Genomic DNA, 16,543 nt, shown 5'->3' with positions numbered 1-16,543 from the left:
GCGGTGCGCCTCAGCCTTCGACCAGCTTGCGGGCGTCGCCGACGTGGCCGCGATACGCCTCGAAAATCTTACGCAGCGCGTCGTCCATCGTGGCGAGCGGCTTCCAGCCGAGTTCCTGCATCGTGTTGTCGATCTTCGGCACGCGGTTTTGCACGTCCTGATAGCCCGCGCCGTAGTACGCGCCCGAGGAGGTCTCGACGAGCTGCACGTCCTTCGCGCTCTCTGCGTATTCCGGAATCTCGTTCGCGAGCTTGAGCATCTTGTGCGCGAGTTCGCGCACCGAGAAGTTGTTCGCCGGGTTGCCGATGTTGTAGATCTTGCCCGTCGCGACGCCGTCCTTGTTCTCGATGATCTTCATCAGCGCGCCGATGCCGTCGTCGATGTCGGTGAACGCGCGCTTTTGCGCGCCGCCGTCCACCAGGCTGATGTTCTCGCCGCGCACGATGTGGCCGAGGAACTGCGTGACCACGCGCGACGAACCTTCCTTCGGCGTGTAGATCGAGTCGAGGCCCGGTCCGATCCAGTTGAACGGACGGAAGAGCGTGAAGTTCAGGCCCTCCATGCCGTAGCCCCAGATCACGCGGTCCATCAGCTGCTTCGAGCACGCGTAGATCCAGCGCGGCTTGTTGATCGGGCCATACGACAAGAGCGATTCTTCCGGATCGAACTGCTCGTCGGCGCACATGCCATAGACTTCGGACGTCGACGGAAACACCAGATGCTTGCCGTACTTCACGGCCGAACGAACGATCGGCAGGTTGGCCTCGAAGTCGAGTTCGAACACGCGCAGCGGCTGCTTCACGTAAGTGGCCGGCGTGGCGATCGCGACGAGCGGCAGGATCACGTCGCACTTCTTCACGTGATACTCGACCCACTCCTTGTTGATCGTGATGTCGCCTTCGAAGAAGTGCATCCGCTCGTGATTCGCGAGGTCGCCGAGGCGGTCGGTTTGCATGTCCATCCCGAAGACTTCCCAGTCGGTCGTTTCGAGGATGCGCTTGGACAGGTGATGGCCGATGAAGCCGTTGACACCCAGGATCAGGACTTTTTTCATGAATGACGAGTGGATTGAGTGATTCGGCCGAATTCGGCGGGACTGACGACGCGTTCGCCGTCGGCTGGGTCCGCGCTGCCGGCTCGCTGCTGATGCCGCAATTCGCGGATGGCGATGACGCGGCTGTCGCCGCAGACGCCAAACAGCGCATTATCCGCCACGGCAAGCCCCGCGGGCAAATTCGAGACGGTGCGCAAGGTCTCGGCGCTCACGCCCGGCAAACCGCCTTCGGGCACGAGCCGCGCCCGCGCGACGATGAAGCGCTCGCCGCCGAGATCGGTGAACGCGCCGGGATAGGGCGGCGCCACCGCGCGGATCAGGTTGTACACGTTTTGCGCCGGCTGCGTCCAGTCGATGCGGCCGTCCGCGGGCTTCCTGCCGCCGAAGTAGCTGCCGGCGGCGACATCGTTCGGTAAATGCGGCGCCTCGCCTGCGATGAGCGCGGGCAGCACGCGCCAAAGTGTCTGCTCGGCAGCGACGGTGGTCTTGTCGAACACCTGGCTCGCGGTGTCGTCGGGGAGGATGGGCACCGGCGTCTGCGCGACGATCGCGCCAGCGTCGGGCTTCGCCGCCATTTCGTGCAGCGTCGCGCCGGTTTCCGTTTCGCCGTTGAGCACCGCCCAGTTGGTCGGCACGCGGCCGCGATATTTCGGCAGCAGCGAACCGTGCATGTTGTACGCGCCGCGCCTGGCTACCGCGAGCAGATCGACCGGCAACATGTGCCGGTAATAGAACGAGAAGATGAAATCGGGCGCGACGGCGTTCACCGCATCAAAGACTTCGGGCGCTTTCGGATCGGCGGGCGTGATGACGTCGATGCCGTGCTCCGCCGCCACCGAAGCGACGCTGCCGAACCAGATGTTCTCGGTCGGGCTGTCCTCGTGCGTGACGACGAGCGCGACATCCACGCCGCGCGCAAGCAGCACTTGCAGGCAGCGCACGCCGACGTTGTGATACGCGAAGACGACGGCGCGCGGTTTCATCGTCCCTGTTCCTCGCGCTGCACGACGCCGATCGTGTGCACGGCTTCCTGCAGCGGCTTGTGGACGCTCGTATGGCCGTCGCGCTCTTCGAGGATGGTCTGCACGAGATAGCGCGGACGCGCGCGCACCTGCTGATAGATGCGCCCGATGTATTCGCCGAGCAGCCCGAGCGCGAAAATGATCACGCCGAGCATGAAGAACGTGATGGCGAAGAGGGTGAACACGCCCTGGACTTCAGCGCCGAACATGAAGCGGCGAATCAACAGCAGCAGGAACAGCGCCGCCGATCCGACCGAGAGAATCACGCCGATGAACGACAGCCACTGCAGCGGCACGACCGAGAATCCCGTGACGAGGTCGAAGTTCAGGCGAATCAGGCTGTAGAGCGAATACTTCGATTCGCCCGCGAAGCGCTCCTCGTGCGCGACATCGACTTCGATCGGGTTCTGCGCGAACGTGTACGCGAGCGCGGGAATAAACGTGTTGATTTCGCCACAACGGTTGATCGTGTCGATGATGTGGCGGCTGTACGCGCGCAGCATGCAGCCCTGGTCGGTCATCTTGATGTGCGTGATGCGCTCGCGCAGACGGTTCATCACCCGCGACGCCTTCTTGCGCCACAGGCTGTCCTGGCGCTGCTGGCGAATCGTGCCGACGTAGTCGTAGCCTTCGCGCATCTTCCTGACGAGCTTGCCGATTTCCTCGGGCGGGTTCTGCAAGTCGGCGTCGAGCGTCACGACGATCTCGCCGCGCGACTGCTCGAAGCCCGCGAGAATCGCCATGTGCTGGCCGTAGTTGCCGTTGAGCAGGATCACGCGGGTCGTGTCGGGACGCACGTGAAACTGCTGCGCGAGAAGCGCCGCCGACTTGTCGCGGCTGCCGTCGTTGATGAAGATGACTTCATACGACGCATCGAGGGCATCGAGCGCGGGATAGAGGCGCTCGAACAGCGCGGCCAGGCCCGCTTCCTCGTTGTAGACCGGGATGACGACCGAAACTTCGGGCGCCGCCGGCAGAAAATCCGTATGACTCATGTTGCGCTGGTTTCCCTAGGGGTCTTGGGTTTAGGTGCCGTGCTTGCCGCTGTGCTTGCCGCTGTGCTTGCCGTATGACTCGCAGATTTCGTCGACGGCGCGCACCACGCGCGTCACGTCGTCCTGCGTCATCAGCGTGAAGAGCGGCAGTGTGACCGTCGATGCGCCGAGTGTCTCAGCATGCGGGAACATGCCTTCATGAAAGCCGCGCGCCCGGTACAGCGTGAACAAATGCAGGGCCGGATAGTGCACGCCCGTGCCGATGCCGCGCTCCTTCATCTGCGCCATGAACTCCGCACGCGCGAGCGAAAGGCGTTCGAGCGGCAGCGCGATCTGGAACATGTGCCAGTTGCTGTCGGTGAAATTCTGCACCGGAAACTGTACGCCGAGCGTGGCCGCCGCGCCGCCCGCGAACGCTTCGAAATAGGCGCGCGCAAGACGCCGGCGCTGCTCCGTGAAGCGCTCCACGTGCTTCAACTGACCCAGGCCGACGCGCGCCGCGACATCGGTCAGGTTGTACTTGCCGCCAAGCAAATCGCAGTCCATGCCGTCGAAACCGGTGCGCGTGATGCCTTGCAGCCGGTACTTCTGCGCGATGACCGCTTCTTCCTCGTTGTTCAGGACGAGCGCGCCGCCTTCGATCGACGTCACGTTCTTGTTCGCGTGAAAGCTGAACGAGACGATGTCGCCGAACGAGCCGATGCGCTTGCCGAGCCACGTCGAGCCGAACGCCTGCGCGGCGTCTTCGATCACGCGCAGGTTGTGGGCGCGCGCGATTTCGTAGAGCCGGTCCATATCGACGGGCAGGCCCGCCAGATACACCGGCATGATCGCCTTGGTGCGCGGCGTGATGGCCTTTTCCAGCAAATCGAGGTCCATGTTGCGCGTGAGCGGATCGATGTCGACGAAAACCGGCGTCGCGCCGACTTCCAGGATCACGTTGCTGGTGGATACCCACGTCATCGGCGTGGTGATGACTTCATCGCCCGCGCCGACGCCCGCGATCCGCAAGCCGATTTCCATCGTCGCTGTGCCGGAATTGAACGAACGCACGGGCCGCCCGCCGCAATACGCCGACAATTCGGCTTCGAACTGCTGGTTCTGCGGGCCGGTCGTGATCCAGCCGGAGCGCAGCACGTCGACGACGCCGGCGATCGTCTCCTCGTCGATTTCAGCGCGCACGAAAGGCAAAAAGGGCAGCGATGTCTGATTCATGGACTGTCTGCTTAAAAGTAAAGGTGTTCAGCCGCGCGCCAAAACGGCGACGCCGATAAGGATGATCCCGATCCCGATGAGCCGTTGCACCGACAGCACCTCGCCGAACAAATACCACGCCGCGAAAGCGTTGACGACGTAGCCGAGCGACAGCATCGGGTAGGCCACCGACACATCCACGCGCGACAGGCCGATGATCCACACGGCCACGCTGAACACGTAGCACGTAAGCCCGCCGATGATCGGCCATTGCGTCGCGATCTTGAAGCCGACGGGCACGATGTTGGCGCGGCTGAATTCGAAATGCCCGACGGCGTTGACGCCTGCTTTGAGCAGCAACTGCGCGCCGGCGTTCAACAATACGCCGATGATGATGCAAATGAAGGATATCGGGTTCATCGTGGACGGTTGACGGCTGTGAGCCTGAACTCGGATTTTCGGAACGGGCGTGCGAATTGTTGCACGACTAGGGCGCCGGGACGGGCTTTTGCACGATCACGCGCCGGTCGTCCTGCGCGATCACCTGCATCGGCACGTGACGAGCGAGCAGTTGCTCGTAGCGTGCCGGCGGGATCAGCGCGAGCGCGTAGCGGTCGGCGTCCCAACGTTTGATCCATTCGTCGATCGTCGGCACCCACTTTTGCGGCTCGGTCGCGACGCCGAAGCCCAGTTCGTCGGCCTCCTGCACCATGATCATCGTGTGGCCGAGGTAGAACGGCATCGTGTGATCGAGCTTCGCGATCGAGTAGAAGGGCGTGTCGGGCGGCAGCTTCGCCATCGCGGCCTTGACCGCCGGCACGAGCCGCACGCCCGAGCTTTCGCGGCCGAACACGTCGTGGCCGGTGCCCGCGATCGTCCCGAGCATGAGCCACGCCGTGCCGAGCGCGACCGCGGCCGCGATCGTGCTGCGGCGATTCAGCCAGATCGCGAAGAGCGTGACGACGAACGCGACCGCGAGGCCCGCGTACACCCAGACCTGAAACGCGCGATAGAGCGAATTCGGCGTATGCGCGCTGCCCGCGCGGCCGAGGAAGATCGCGCCGAACGCTGCGGCGATCAGGAACACCGCATAGCCGATCAGATGCCGGTGCCACTGCACCCGCGTGACGAGCGGCAGGTAGATGCCGAGCACGAGCGCGATCGAGGGCGCGATCGGCAGCGTGTATGAAAGCAGTTTCGAGTGCGACGCGCTGAAGAACAGGAAGATGAAGACCGTCCAGATCAACAGGAGCGGCACGGGCGCGAAGCCGTTCGGCTGGCGCGGCACCTTGAGCGCATGGCGCGTGCTCTGATACACGATCGAGAGCCACGGCAAAAAGCCGACGATCAGCACGGGCACAAAGTAATAGAGCGGACCCGGCCGGTTCTGCTCGGGCGTCAGGTAGCGCTTGAACTGCTGGACGATGAAGAAGAAGTTGAAGAACTCCGGATTCTTCATCTGCACGAGGACGAACCACGGCGCCGCCACGATCAGGAACACGATCAGCCCGCTGCCGATGTAGAGCCGCTTCCAGAGCGCCCAGTCGCGCGTGATGAGCGAATAGAGCACGAGCACCGCGCCCGGCAGGATGACGCCGACGAGACCCTTCGAGAGCAGCGCGGCCGCCATCGCGCCCCAGCAGAGCCACATCCAGAGGCGCACCTGGCGGGCCGGCAGGCCCGGGCGCTGCGCGAGCAGCAGCGCGCACAGCGTCAGCTCCATCCAGAACGACAGCGCCATGTCGAGCGTGTTGAAATGGGCCATCAGGTTCCAGTACGGCGACGTCGCGAGGATCACCGCCGTGCAGAATCCCGTCACGCCGTTGAAGACGCGCGCACCCGTGTAGCCGATCAGCAGCACGCCGGCGAAACCCGTGAGCGCCGTATAGAGCCGCGCCTGCCATTCGCCGATGCCGAACCACGCGAACGTGAGCGCGTTTGCCCAGGTTTGCAGCGGCGGCTTTTCGAAATACTTGTAGCCGTTGTAGCGCGGCGTGATCCAGTCGCCGGTGACGAACATTTCGCGCGCCATCTCGGCGTAGCGGCCCTCGTCGCTCGGCACGAGATGGCGCAGACCGAGCGGCAAGAACCAGATCACGGCGAGCGCGACAATCAGAAGAAGCAGCGAGAGGCGGGTGAGCGGTAGCCGCGAAGGCGTATCGTTCATGGGTTTCGACCTGTCCGATGCCGCAGACGCGCGGCGCTAACAAACAAAAAAAGGCATGAGTATCGCTCGGCGAACCTTAAGCGACGCTTAGGGACGCCCATCGGGGCGCCCATCGGGGCGCACGTCCGGCAACGGGCCGCGAAGGTTCATCGGCGTTCGTCGTCGGGCAACAGGCCGTGTGCGCGACGCGACGAGGCGCGATCAGGCGGCACTTCACGCGACGGCCGCGAGTTTACCGCACTGCGGCCCCGATTTCGCCTGTCCGGACGACAAAGGCGGCGCGCCGGACATCGGCGAGCAGGGCGCCTGCCGGTGCTCAGGCCTCGATCAGCAAGGCCGCGGCGACGCGCCGGCCTTCCGACATCAGGATGTTGTAGGTGCGGCAGGCGGCGCCGAAGTCCATCGTTTCCACGCCGATGCGGTGTTTCGCAAGCGCGGCCGTCAGGCGCGGATGCGGAAAGCGCAGCCGCGAACCGCTGCCGAAGATCACCACTTCCGGCGCGGCGTCGACGAGCGCCTGGAAGTGTTCGGGCGCGAGCGCCTCGAACGAAGACACGGGCCACGGGATCACCGGCGTCTCCGGCATCACGATGATGCTGCCCTCGTGCCTGTTCAGGTTGATCGCGACGTAGCCGTCGCCGTAGCTGGTGATCGTGTTCAGCGCGCCGCTGGATTCCTGGTGTAGTTTCAAGACGATAATTCCGACAGGCGAGGATGGCGGGAAGAAAAGACGGTCGTTCGCGCGGCGGCTGATCCTTTCGGCATGGGCGCCGGAGTGTGCGATCGGCCTTCGATTGGTGCATTGCGGAACTCGGTCATATTCCGCTAAATTATAACTTTTCAGCCGGCCGGACCGCTCGACCGGCACGCATTGCACTCGCCGTGCCGCCACAAGCCGCCATCGACACGCAATCCGTCCGGCTTTGCCGTCCGACATCCTCGGCCGGTTGCGCCCCGAGCGGGCCGGGCGCCACCTCGCAAGCCTTGTTCGCTCGATTATCTGGGCCGCCAGCGTTCCCATCGGTGTCCGGCTTCGTCGGTCCACGTCCGCCGGTGTTCGCGCCGCCCGGACGCCGGATCGGCCCGAAAACGGTCGCGGGGCAGGCCGCCGTCGCTTAAAATTCCTCGCGATGCCGCGCCATCCGCCGCGCAGCGTCGCAACCGCTGAAAACCGTCGCCGGACGAACGCCGATCAGTCCGCTTGACCATCCAGAGCCGCCAGCCGTGAAACCGATCCTCAAGTCCAACAAGTTGCAGAACGTCTGTTACGACATCCGCGGGCCCGTGCTGGAGCACGCGAAGCGCCTCGAAGAGGAAGGCCACCGGATCATCAAGCTCAACATCGGCAATCTGGCCGCGTTCGGCTTCGACGCACCCGACGAGATCATCCAGGACATGATCCGCAACCTGCCGAATTCGTCGGGCTATTCGGACTCGAAGGGCGTCTTCGCCGCGCGCAAGGCGATCATGCACTACACGCAGCAAAAGGGCGTGACGGGCGTTGAACTGGACGACATCTTCATCGGCAACGGCGCGTCGGAACTCATCGTGATGGCGATGCAGGGGCTTCTGAACGACGGCGACGAAGTGCTGCTGCCCGCACCCGACTATCCGCTCTGGACCGCGGCGGTGAGCTTGTCGTCGGGCACGCCGCGCCATTACATCTGCGACGAGGGCGCCGGCTGGATGCCCGACCTGAACGACATCCGCGCGAAGATCACGCCGAACACGCGGGCGCTCGTCGTCATCAACCCGAACAATCCGACGGGCGCGCTCTACTCGGACGAACTGCTGCTTGAACTGATCGAGATCGCGCGCGAGCACGGCCTCATCATTTTCGCCGACGAGGTTTACGACAAGATCGTCTACGACGGCAAAACGCACACGTCGATGGCCGCGCTCTCGGAAGACGTGCTGACCGTCACGTTCAACAGCCTCTCGAAGAGCTATCGCTCGTGCGGCTATCGCGCGGGCTGGATGTTCATCTCGGGCCTGATCGAAGAGAACCGGCGCCGCGCGAACGATTACATCGAAGGGCTCGGCATCCTCGCGTCGATGCGCCTGTGCGCGAACGTCCCCGGCCAATACGCGATCCAGACGGCGCTCGGCGGCTACCAGAGCATCAACGAGCTGATCATCCCGGGCGGGCGGCTTTTCAAACAGCGCGAGCTCGCGTACGACATGCTCACGTCGATTCCGGGCGTATCCTGCGTGAAGCCGCAGGCGGCGCTCTACATGTTCCCGAAACTCGACCCGAAGATGTACCCGATCGAGGACGACCAGCAGTTCATCACCGACCTGCTGCTTGAAGAACGCACGCTGCTCGTGCAGGGCACGGGCTTCAACTGGCCGACGACGGACCACTTCCGCGTCGTGTTCCTGCCGAACGTCGACGACCTCGCGGATTCGATCCAGCGTATCGCGCGTTTCCTCGACGGTTATCGCAAACGTCATTCCGCTTAACCCTTCTATAAGAATCACGCTGCATGGAACCGATCAAAGTTGGACTCTTGGGCTTCGGCACGGTCGGCAGCGGCACCTTTACGGTACTGCGCCGCAACCAGGAAGAAATCAAACGCCGCGCGGGTCGCGGCATCGAAGTGTCACGCGTCGCCGTGCGCACGCCGGCCAAGGCGCAAGCCGCGGCGGCGGCCGGCATCGCGGTGACGGGCGATTTCAATGCCGTCGTCGACGATCCATCCATCGACATCGTCTGCGAGATGATCGGCGGCACGGGGCTCGCGCGCGAGCTCATACTGCGCGCGATCGCGAACGGCAAGCACGTCGTGACGGCCAACAAGGCGCTCCTCGCCGTGCACGGCAGCGAGATCTTCGAGGCGGCGCGCGCGAAGGGCGTGATGGTCGCGTTCGAGGCGGCGGTCGCGGGCGGCATTCCGATCATCAAGGCGCTGCGCGAAGGGCTGACGGCGAACCGCATCGAGTACATCGCTGGCATCATCAACGGCACGACGAACTACATCCTCTCGGAGATGCGCGACCGCGGGCTCGACTTCGCGACCGCGCTGAAAGCAGCCCAGGAACTGGGCTACGCGGAAGCCGACCCGACCTTCGACATCGAAGGCGTCGACGCCGCGCACAAGGTCACGATCATGAGCGCGATCGCGTTCGGCGTGCCGGTGCAGTTCGAGCGCGCGTACGTGGAAGGTATCAGCAAGCTGTCGGCCATCGACATCCGCTATGCCGAAGAATTGGGTTATCGCATCAAGCTGCTCGGCATCGCGCGGCGCACGGACAAGGGCATCGAATTGCGCACGCATCCGACGCTGATTCCGGAAAAGCGCCTGCTCGCGAACGTGGAAGGCGCGATGAACGCGGTCGTCGTGCACGGCGATGCGGTCGGCACGACGCTCTACTACGGCAAGGGCGCGGGCGCGGAGCCGACCGCCTCGGCGGTCGTCGCGGACCTCGTGGATGTCACGCGCCTGCATACGGCCGACCCGGAGCATCGCGTGCCGCATCTCGCGTTCCAGCCGGAGAGCCTCTCGAACACGCCGATCCTCCCCATCGAGGACGTCACGAGCGGGTATTACCTGCGCCTGCGCGTCGCGGACGTGACGGGCGTGCTCGCCAACATCACGCGCATTCTCGCGGACAAGGCCATCTCCATCGACGCGCTCCTGCAGAAGGAATCGGAGCACGTGGACGGCGTGGACAAGGGCGAAACTGACATCATTCTGATCACGCACGAGACGGTCGAAAAGAACCTGAATGCGGCGATCGCCGAGATCGAGGCGCTCTCCACGGTCGTGTCGAAAGTGACGAAGCTGCGCATGGAAGCGCTGAACTAGGACTGGACTCATGAACTACATCTCGACGCGCGGCGCCGGACTTGGCGAGCGCCACACGTTTTCCGACATCCTGCTCGGCGGTCTCGCGAAGGACGGCGGCCTGTATCTGCCGGCCGCGTATCCGCGCGTGTCGGCGGACGAACTCGGGCGCTGGCGCACGCTTTCGTACGCGGACCTCGCGTTCGAAGTGCTGTCGACATTCGCCGACGACATCCCCGCCGACGAACTGCGCTCGCTCACGAGCAAGACCTACACGGCGCAGGTCTACAGCAATGTCCGCGACGAGGAAGCCGCCACGCAGATCACGCCGCTCAAGACGCTCGGCGTCGAGAACGGCGCGCCGTTGTCGCTGCTGGAACTATCGAACGGTCCGACGCTCGCCTTCAAGGACATGGCGATGCAACTGCTCGGCAACCTGTTCGAATATACGCTGGCGAAGCACGGCGAGACGCTGAACATCCTCGGCGCGACGTCGGGCGATACCGGCAGCGCCGCCGAATACGCGATGCGCGGCAAGGCGGGCGTGCGCGTCTTCATGCTCTCGCCGCACAAGAAGATGAGCGCGTTCCAGACCGCGCAGATGTTCTCGCTGCAGGACCCGAACATCTTCAACCTGGCCGTCGAGGGCAACTTCGACAACTGCCAGGACATCGTGAAGGCGGTTTCCAACGATCACGCGTTCAAGGCGCAGCACAAGATCGGCACGGTCAATTCGATCAACTGGGCGCGTGTCGTCGCGCAGGTCGTCTATTACTTCAAGGGCTATTTCGCGGCCACGAAAAGCAACGACGAGCGCGTGTCGTTCACCGTGCCGTCGGGCAACTTCGGCAACGTCTGCGCGGGCCACATCGCGCGGATGATGGGCCTGCCGATCGAAAAGCTCGTCGTCGCGACCAACGAGAACGACGTGCTCGACGAATTCTTCCGCACCGGCATCTATCGCGTGCGCGGCGCGAGCGAGACGTATCACACGACGAGCCCGAGCATGGACATCTCGAAGGCGTCGAACTTCGAGCGCTTCGTCTTCGATCTGCTCGGACGCGATCCGGCGCGCGTGCTGCAGTTGTTCCGCGACGTCGAAGAGAAGGGCGGTTTCGACCTCGCGGCGAGCGGCGACTTCGCGCGCGTGAAGGAATTCGGCTTCGTGTCGGGGCGCAGCAGCCACGCGGACCGCGTCGACGCGATCCGCGACGTGTTCCAGCGCTACGACACGATGATCGACACCCACACGGCCGACGGCCTGAAAGTCGCGCGCGAGCATTTGCAACCGGGCGTGCCGATGGTCGTGCTGGAAACCGCGCAGCCCATCAAGTTCGGCGAGACGATCCGCGAGGCGCTGCTGCGCGAGCCGGAGCGGCCGGCCGCGTTCGTCGGACTTGAAAAACTGCCACAAAGATTCGATATCGTCCCGGCGGACGCGGGCGTCGTGAAGGCGTATATCGCCGAACGCACGAGCTGAATCGGGGTTCGATCGGCTGGAAAACGGGGTGCGGCTAATCGGCCGCGCCCCGTTTTTTGCTGGCGTAGGATCCACATAAGAAGTCGATTCGCCGCGTTCGGACGACTCCGCAAAATTGCTTGAAAATCTGCTAAAATATCCGGTTTTTCGCCGTACATCATTCAAAAGGACGCGCTGTGCTGTCTACTGCCAATATCACCATGCAATTCGGGCCGAAGCCCCTCTTCGAGAACATTTCGGTCAAGTTCGGGGAAGGAAATCGCTACGGCCTGATCGGGGCGAACGGCTGCGGCAAGTCGACCTTCATGAAAATCCTGGGCAGCGACCTGGAGCCGAGTTCCGGCAACGTGATGCTCGAACCGAACGTGCGCCTCGGCAAGCTGCGTCAGGACCAGTTCGCGTATGAGGACATGCGCGTGCTCGACGTCGTGATGATGGGCCACACCGAGATGTGGGCCGCGATGACCGAGCGCGACGCGATCTACGCGAACCCCGACGCCACCGACGACGACTACATGCGCGCCGCCGAACTCGAAGCGAAATTCGCCGAGTACGACGGCTACACGGCCGAAGCGCGCGCGGGCGAGCTGCTGCTTGGCATCGGCATCGCGATCGGCGACCACAGCGGCCCGATGAGCAACGTCGCGCCCGGCTGGAAGCTGCGCGTGCTGCTCGCGCAGGCGCTCTTCTCGAAGCCCGACGTGCTGTTGCTCGACGAGCCGACCAACAACCTCGACATCAACTCGATTCGCTGGCTCGAAGACGTGCTGAACCAGTACAACTCGACGATGATCATCATCTCGCACGATCGGCACTTTCTGAACCAGGTCTGCACGCACATGGCGGACATGGACTACGGCACGCTGAAGGTGTACCCGGGCAACTACGACGACTACATGCTCGCAAGCACGCAGGCGAAGGAACGCCAGCAGGCCGCGAACCAGAAGGCGAAGGACCGCATCGCGGACTTGCAGGACTTCGTGCGCCGCTTCTCGGCGAACAAGTCGAAGGCACGCCAGGCAACCAGCCGTGCGAAGCAGATCGAGAAGATCAAGATCGAGGACTTCAAGCCGTCGTCGCGGCAAAATCCGTTCATCCGCTTCGACTTCGAGAAGAAGCTGCACAACATCGCAGTAGTCGCCGAAGACATCACGAAGAAGTACGAGCGGACCATCTTCGAGCGCTTCAACATTAGCGTGCAGCCGGGCGAGCGCATCGCGATCATCGGCGAGAACGGCGCGGGCAAGACCACGCTGCTCAAGTCGCTGAAGGGCGCGATCCAGCTCGACGCCGGCAAGATCAGGTGGGCGGAGAACGCGAACGTCGGCTACATGCCGCAAGATACTTACGAAGAGTTTCCGAAGGACGAGACGCTCACCGACTGGGTCGATCAATACCGCCAGGACGGCGACGACGACCAGATGGTGCGCGGCACGCTCGGCCGGCTGCTCTTCAACGCGGACGACATCAGGAAGTCGGTGAAGGTGCTGTCGGGCGGCGAGAAGGGCCGCATGATCTGGGGCAAGCTGATGCTCGGGCGCCACAACGTGCTCCTGATGGACGAGCCGACCAACCACATGGACATGGAGTCGATCGAGTCGCTGCAGATCGCGCTCGAAAAGTACGAAGGCACGCTAATCTTCGTCTCGCACGACCGCGAGTTCGTGAGCGGGCTGGCGAATCGCATCATCGAAGTGCGCACGAACGGCACGCTGAACGACTTCGGCGGCACGTACGAGGACTTTTTGACGAGCCAGGGCATCGAGTAACACCAACTCGGCGCTTGATCGCTACAACGGCCCGCTTCCCACGAAGCGGGCCGTTTTGCATTTCCGGAAGCCTCGTAGAATGTCCTGATCCACAGGAGACGGGACATGAAGACCTACGCGCAGTTGTACATCGGCGGCCGATGGCTGAAACCTTCCGGCGACGGCACCATCGACGTCATCGATTCCGCGACCGAAGCAGTCATGGGCCGCATCCCGGAAGGCCGCGAAGTCGACGCCGAAGCGGCCATCGAAGCCGCGCGCCTAGCGTTCGACGGCTGGGCCGCGACGCCGCCCAGGGAACGCGCCGACTATCTCGCCAAGATCGCCACCGCGCTCAAAGCGCGCACCGAGGAACTCGCGACCCTGATCGCGGGCGAAGTCGGCATGCCGATCAAGCTCGCGCGCGCCATTCAGGTCGGCGGACCGGTCTACAACTGGAGCGCCTACGCGAAACTCGCGGCGGAGTTCGAATTCGAGGAACAGGTCGGCAATTCGCTCGTCGTGCGTGAGCCGGTCGGCGTCGTCGCGGCGATCACGCCGTGGAATTTTCCGCTCAACCAGATCACGCTGAAGGTCGCGGCCGCGCTGGCGGCGGGCTGCACCGTCGTGCTCAAGCCGTCGGAAATCGCGCCGCTGAACGCGTTCGTGCTGGCCGAAGCAATCCACGAGGCCGGACTGCCCGCGGGCGTGTTCAATCTGGTGAGCGGTTACGGGCCGGTCGTCGGCGAGATGCTGGCGAGTCATCCGTCCGTCGACATGGTGTCGTTCACCGGTTCGACGCGCGCAGGCAAGCGCGTCTCGGAACTGGCGTCCGCGACCGTCAAGCGCGTCGCGCTGGAACTCGGCGGCAAGTCGGCGGCGATCGTCCTCGACGACGCCGATTTCCCCGCCGCGATCAAAGGCACCGTGAGCGCGTGCTTCCTGAACTCCGGGCAGACGTGTTCGGCGCACACGCGGCTCATCGTCCCGGAAGCGCGCTACGAGGAGGCGCGCGAACTCGCGGCGCGTGCCGCCGAAGCGTTCGTCCCGGGCGACCCGAAGAGCGAAGCGACGAAGCTCGGTCCGCTGGCGTCGTCGGCGCAGGAGACGCGCGTGCAGGACTACATCCGCCGCGGCGTCGAGGAAGGCGCCGAACTCGTGACGGGCGGCCCCGGCAAGCCCGACGGCCTCGATCGCGGCTTCTACGTGAAGCCGACGGTCTTCGGCCGCGTCCATCCGAAGGCGACGATCGCGCAGGAGGAAATCTTCGGCCCCGTGCTCTCGATCCTCACCTACAAGGACGAAGACGAAGCGGTGCGCATCGCGAACGACTCGCTCTACGGCCTCGGCGGCGCGGTCTGGTCCGGCGACGACGAGCGCGCGCTCGGCGTCGCGCGGCGCATCCGCACCGGACAGGTCGACATCAACGGCGGCGCGTGGAATATGTCCGCGCCGTTCGGCGGCTTCAAGCAGTCGGGGCATGGCCGCGAGAACGGCAGGTACGGGCTCGAGGAATATCTCGAGTACAAATCGATGCAGTTCCGCGCGGGTTCTCGCTAAGCCATCGGCGCGAACCGGTCATCGCGGCCAGCGCGCCGCGATGACCGGTTTCTTGATTTTTCTCAATTTCGCGTGCGGTCCCTTCGATCAGACTCCCCCAATCTGAATTTATCGAAGGACACTCATTCATGACCACGCTCCCCATGCTGACCATCCGCGGCCGCACGCTGTTGCCCATCGTGCAAGGCGGAATGGGCGTCGGCGTTTCGGCGCATCGCTTGGCGGGTGCTGTCGCCAAGGAAGGCGCGCTCGGCACGATCGCGAGCATCGACCTGCGCCATCATCACCCGGACCTGCTGGAACGCTGCAAGGCGGACTCGGCCCGCGCGACGCTCGAAGTGGCGAATCAGGAAGCGCTCGCGCGCGAAATCGGTGCGGCAAAACGCCTGAGCGAGGGGCGCGGCATGATCGCCGTCAACGTGATGCGCGCGGTCAGCTCCTACGCCGATTCCGTGCGCACCGCGTGCGAGAGCGGCGCCGACGCCATCGTGATGGGCGCGGGCCTGCCGCTCGACCTGCCGGATCTGACGGAAGGCGTCGACATCGCGCTGATTCCGATTCTGTCGGACAGTCGCGGCATCGCGCTCGTGCTGAAGAAGTGGCTCAAGAAGAACCGCCTGCCCGATGCGATCGTGATCGAGCATCCCGCGCACGCGGGCGGCCATCTCGGCGTCGCGCATCTCGCGGACATGCAGGATGCGCGCTTCGACTTCGCCCGCGTGATCGCGGAAACGATGCAGACGTTCGATACGCTCGGCATCGAACGCACGCGCATTCCGCTGATCGTCGCGGGCGGCGTGAACAGCCACGAAGCCGTGCGCGCGTGTTTCGCGGCGGGCGCGGCGGGCGTGCAGCTCGGCACGCCGTTCGCCGTCACCGAAGAGGGCGATGCGCACCCGAACTTCAAGCGCATCCTGGCGGAAGCAGCGCCGGAGGACATCGTCGATTTCGTCAGCGTGACCGGGCTGCCCGCGCGCGCGGTGAAGACGCCGTGGCTCATGCGTTATCTGAAGAACGAGGAGCGTATCCGCACGAAGATCGGCGCGCGCAAGCAGAATTGTCCGACGGGGCTCGACTGTCTGGCGGTGTGCGGCCTGCGCGACGGCATCGAGAAATTCGGTCACTTCTGCATCGATACGCGGCTTTCGGCCGCGTTGCGCGGCGACGTCGCGAACGGCCTGTTCTTCCGCGGTCGCGAGGCCTTGCCGTTCGGATCGGCGATCCGCAGCGTGCGCGAACTGCTCGATCTCCTGCTCGGCGCGACGCGCCCGGCGGCGGCCTGATCAGAGCCGGTCGTTGCGGAACCGCATCGCGGTGCCTTCGCGCGTGATGCGCACCCAGATCGCGCGCTTTTCCTCGTCCGAGAGAAACACCCAGTTCGACACTTCGCCCGCCGTGCGGCCGCAGCCCTTGCAGACGTCGTCGAAGAGCGTGGAGCAGACGCCGATGCAGGGGCTGTCGGGCAAGTCGTGAAGATTCGATGACATAAGAAACCTGTTGGCGCCCGTCTTCTTGGCCAAGCCGGGCGCGTCGAA

Annotated in this window: 14 protein-coding genes; 6 read left to right on the top strand and 8 right to left on the bottom strand. The window is 64.4% G+C overall.

Annotated elements, in window-relative coordinates:
* Positions 1-10 precede the first annotated feature (10 nt).
* The 7 genes from AWB66_RS11025 to AWB66_RS10995 all read right to left on the bottom strand — a co-directional run bounded on the left by AWB66_RS11025 (position 11) and on the right by AWB66_RS10995 (position 7,123).
* Positions 11-1,054: a bifunctional UDP-4-keto-pentose/UDP-xylose synthase gene (locus tag AWB66_RS11025; RefSeq protein WP_087630338.1), complete on the bottom strand. Its 1,044-nt coding sequence runs from the start codon at positions 1,052-1,054 to the stop codon at positions 11-13.
* On the bottom strand, positions 1,051-2,037 hold the full coding sequence (locus AWB66_RS11020; protein WP_087630337.1) for a formyltransferase: 987 nt from the start codon (positions 2,035-2,037) through the stop codon (positions 1,051-1,053). Before AWB66_RS11020 ends, AWB66_RS11025 begins: the two co-directional genes overlap by 4 nt.
* The gene (locus AWB66_RS11015) at positions 2,034-3,071 is read right to left on the bottom strand and encodes a glycosyltransferase (protein ID WP_087630336.1); all 1,038 of its coding nucleotides are present in this window, start codon (positions 3,069-3,071) and stop codon (positions 2,034-2,036) included. The genes AWB66_RS11020 and AWB66_RS11015 overlap by 4 nt, the downstream gene beginning before the upstream one ends.
* 30 nt (positions 3,072-3,101) lie before the next feature.
* The gene (locus AWB66_RS11010) at positions 3,102-4,286 is read right to left on the bottom strand and encodes a DegT/DnrJ/EryC1/StrS family aminotransferase (protein ID WP_087630335.1); all 1,185 of its coding nucleotides are present in this window, start codon (positions 4,284-4,286) and stop codon (positions 3,102-3,104) included.
* Between the two features lie 27 nt (positions 4,287-4,313).
* Positions 4,314-4,685 (bottom strand): SMR family transporter, encoded by a 372-nt coding sequence (locus AWB66_RS11005; RefSeq protein WP_087630334.1) that lies wholly within the window; start codon positions 4,683-4,685, stop codon positions 4,314-4,316.
* Between the two features lie 67 nt (positions 4,686-4,752).
* Positions 4,753-6,432, bottom strand: a complete 1,680-nt coding sequence (locus AWB66_RS11000; RefSeq protein WP_087630333.1) for a glycosyltransferase family 39 protein — start codon at positions 6,430-6,432, stop codon at positions 4,753-4,755.
* A gap of 316 nt (positions 6,433-6,748) precedes the next feature.
* Positions 6,749-7,123, bottom strand: a complete 375-nt coding sequence (locus tag AWB66_RS10995; RefSeq protein ID WP_087630332.1) for an Mth938-like domain-containing protein — start codon at positions 7,121-7,123, stop codon at positions 6,749-6,751.
* 533 nt (positions 7,124-7,656) lie between these two features.
* Between AWB66_RS10995 and AWB66_RS10990 the strand changes: the two genes are divergently transcribed.
* The 6 genes from AWB66_RS10990 to AWB66_RS10965 all read left to right on the top strand — a co-directional run bounded on the left by AWB66_RS10990 (position 7,657) and on the right by AWB66_RS10965 (position 16,291).
* Positions 7,657-8,895 carry a pyridoxal phosphate-dependent aminotransferase gene (locus tag AWB66_RS10990; RefSeq protein ID WP_200818968.1) on the top strand — a complete coding sequence of 413 codons (1,239 nt, stop codon included), beginning with the start codon at positions 7,657-7,659 and terminating at the stop codon, positions 8,893-8,895.
* 23 nt (positions 8,896-8,918) lie between these two features.
* Positions 8,919-10,241, top strand: a complete 1,323-nt coding sequence (locus tag AWB66_RS10985; RefSeq protein ID WP_087630330.1) for a homoserine dehydrogenase — start codon at positions 8,919-8,921, stop codon at positions 10,239-10,241.
* Positions 10,242-10,251: 10 nt separating this feature from the next.
* Positions 10,252-11,700, top strand: a complete 1,449-nt coding sequence (thrC, locus tag AWB66_RS10980; protein ID WP_087630329.1) for a threonine synthase — start codon at positions 10,252-10,254, stop codon at positions 11,698-11,700.
* 176 nt (positions 11,701-11,876) lie between these two features.
* On the top strand, positions 11,877-13,469 hold the full coding sequence (locus tag AWB66_RS10975) for an ABC-F family ATPase (protein WP_087630328.1): 1,593 nt from the start codon (positions 11,877-11,879) through the stop codon (positions 13,467-13,469).
* Positions 13,470-13,574: 105 nt separating this feature from the next.
* The gene (locus AWB66_RS10970) at positions 13,575-15,008 is read left to right on the top strand and encodes an aldehyde dehydrogenase family protein (protein ID WP_087630327.1); all 1,434 of its coding nucleotides are present in this window, start codon (positions 13,575-13,577) and stop codon (positions 15,006-15,008) included.
* A 128-nt stretch (positions 15,009-15,136) separates the two neighbouring features.
* A complete protein-coding gene (locus AWB66_RS10965; protein WP_087630326.1) occupies positions 15,137-16,291 on the top strand; it encodes an NAD(P)H-dependent flavin oxidoreductase in 1,155 nt (384 codons plus the stop codon).
* Here the strand turns inward: AWB66_RS10965 and AWB66_RS10960 are convergent, their stop codons facing one another.
* Positions 16,292-16,495 (bottom strand): DUF1289 domain-containing protein, encoded by a 204-nt coding sequence (locus AWB66_RS10960; RefSeq protein ID WP_087630487.1) that lies wholly within the window; start codon positions 16,493-16,495, stop codon positions 16,292-16,294. It lies immediately after the preceding gene.
* Positions 16,496-16,543: the final 48 nt, after the last annotated feature.

It is taken from the genome of Caballeronia telluris, from assembly GCF_001544495.1.
In the GTDB taxonomy this organism is placed as follows: domain Bacteria; phylum Pseudomonadota; class Gammaproteobacteria; order Burkholderiales; family Burkholderiaceae; genus Caballeronia; species Caballeronia telluris.
This window is presented reverse-complemented; position numbering and strand designations above follow the sequence as displayed.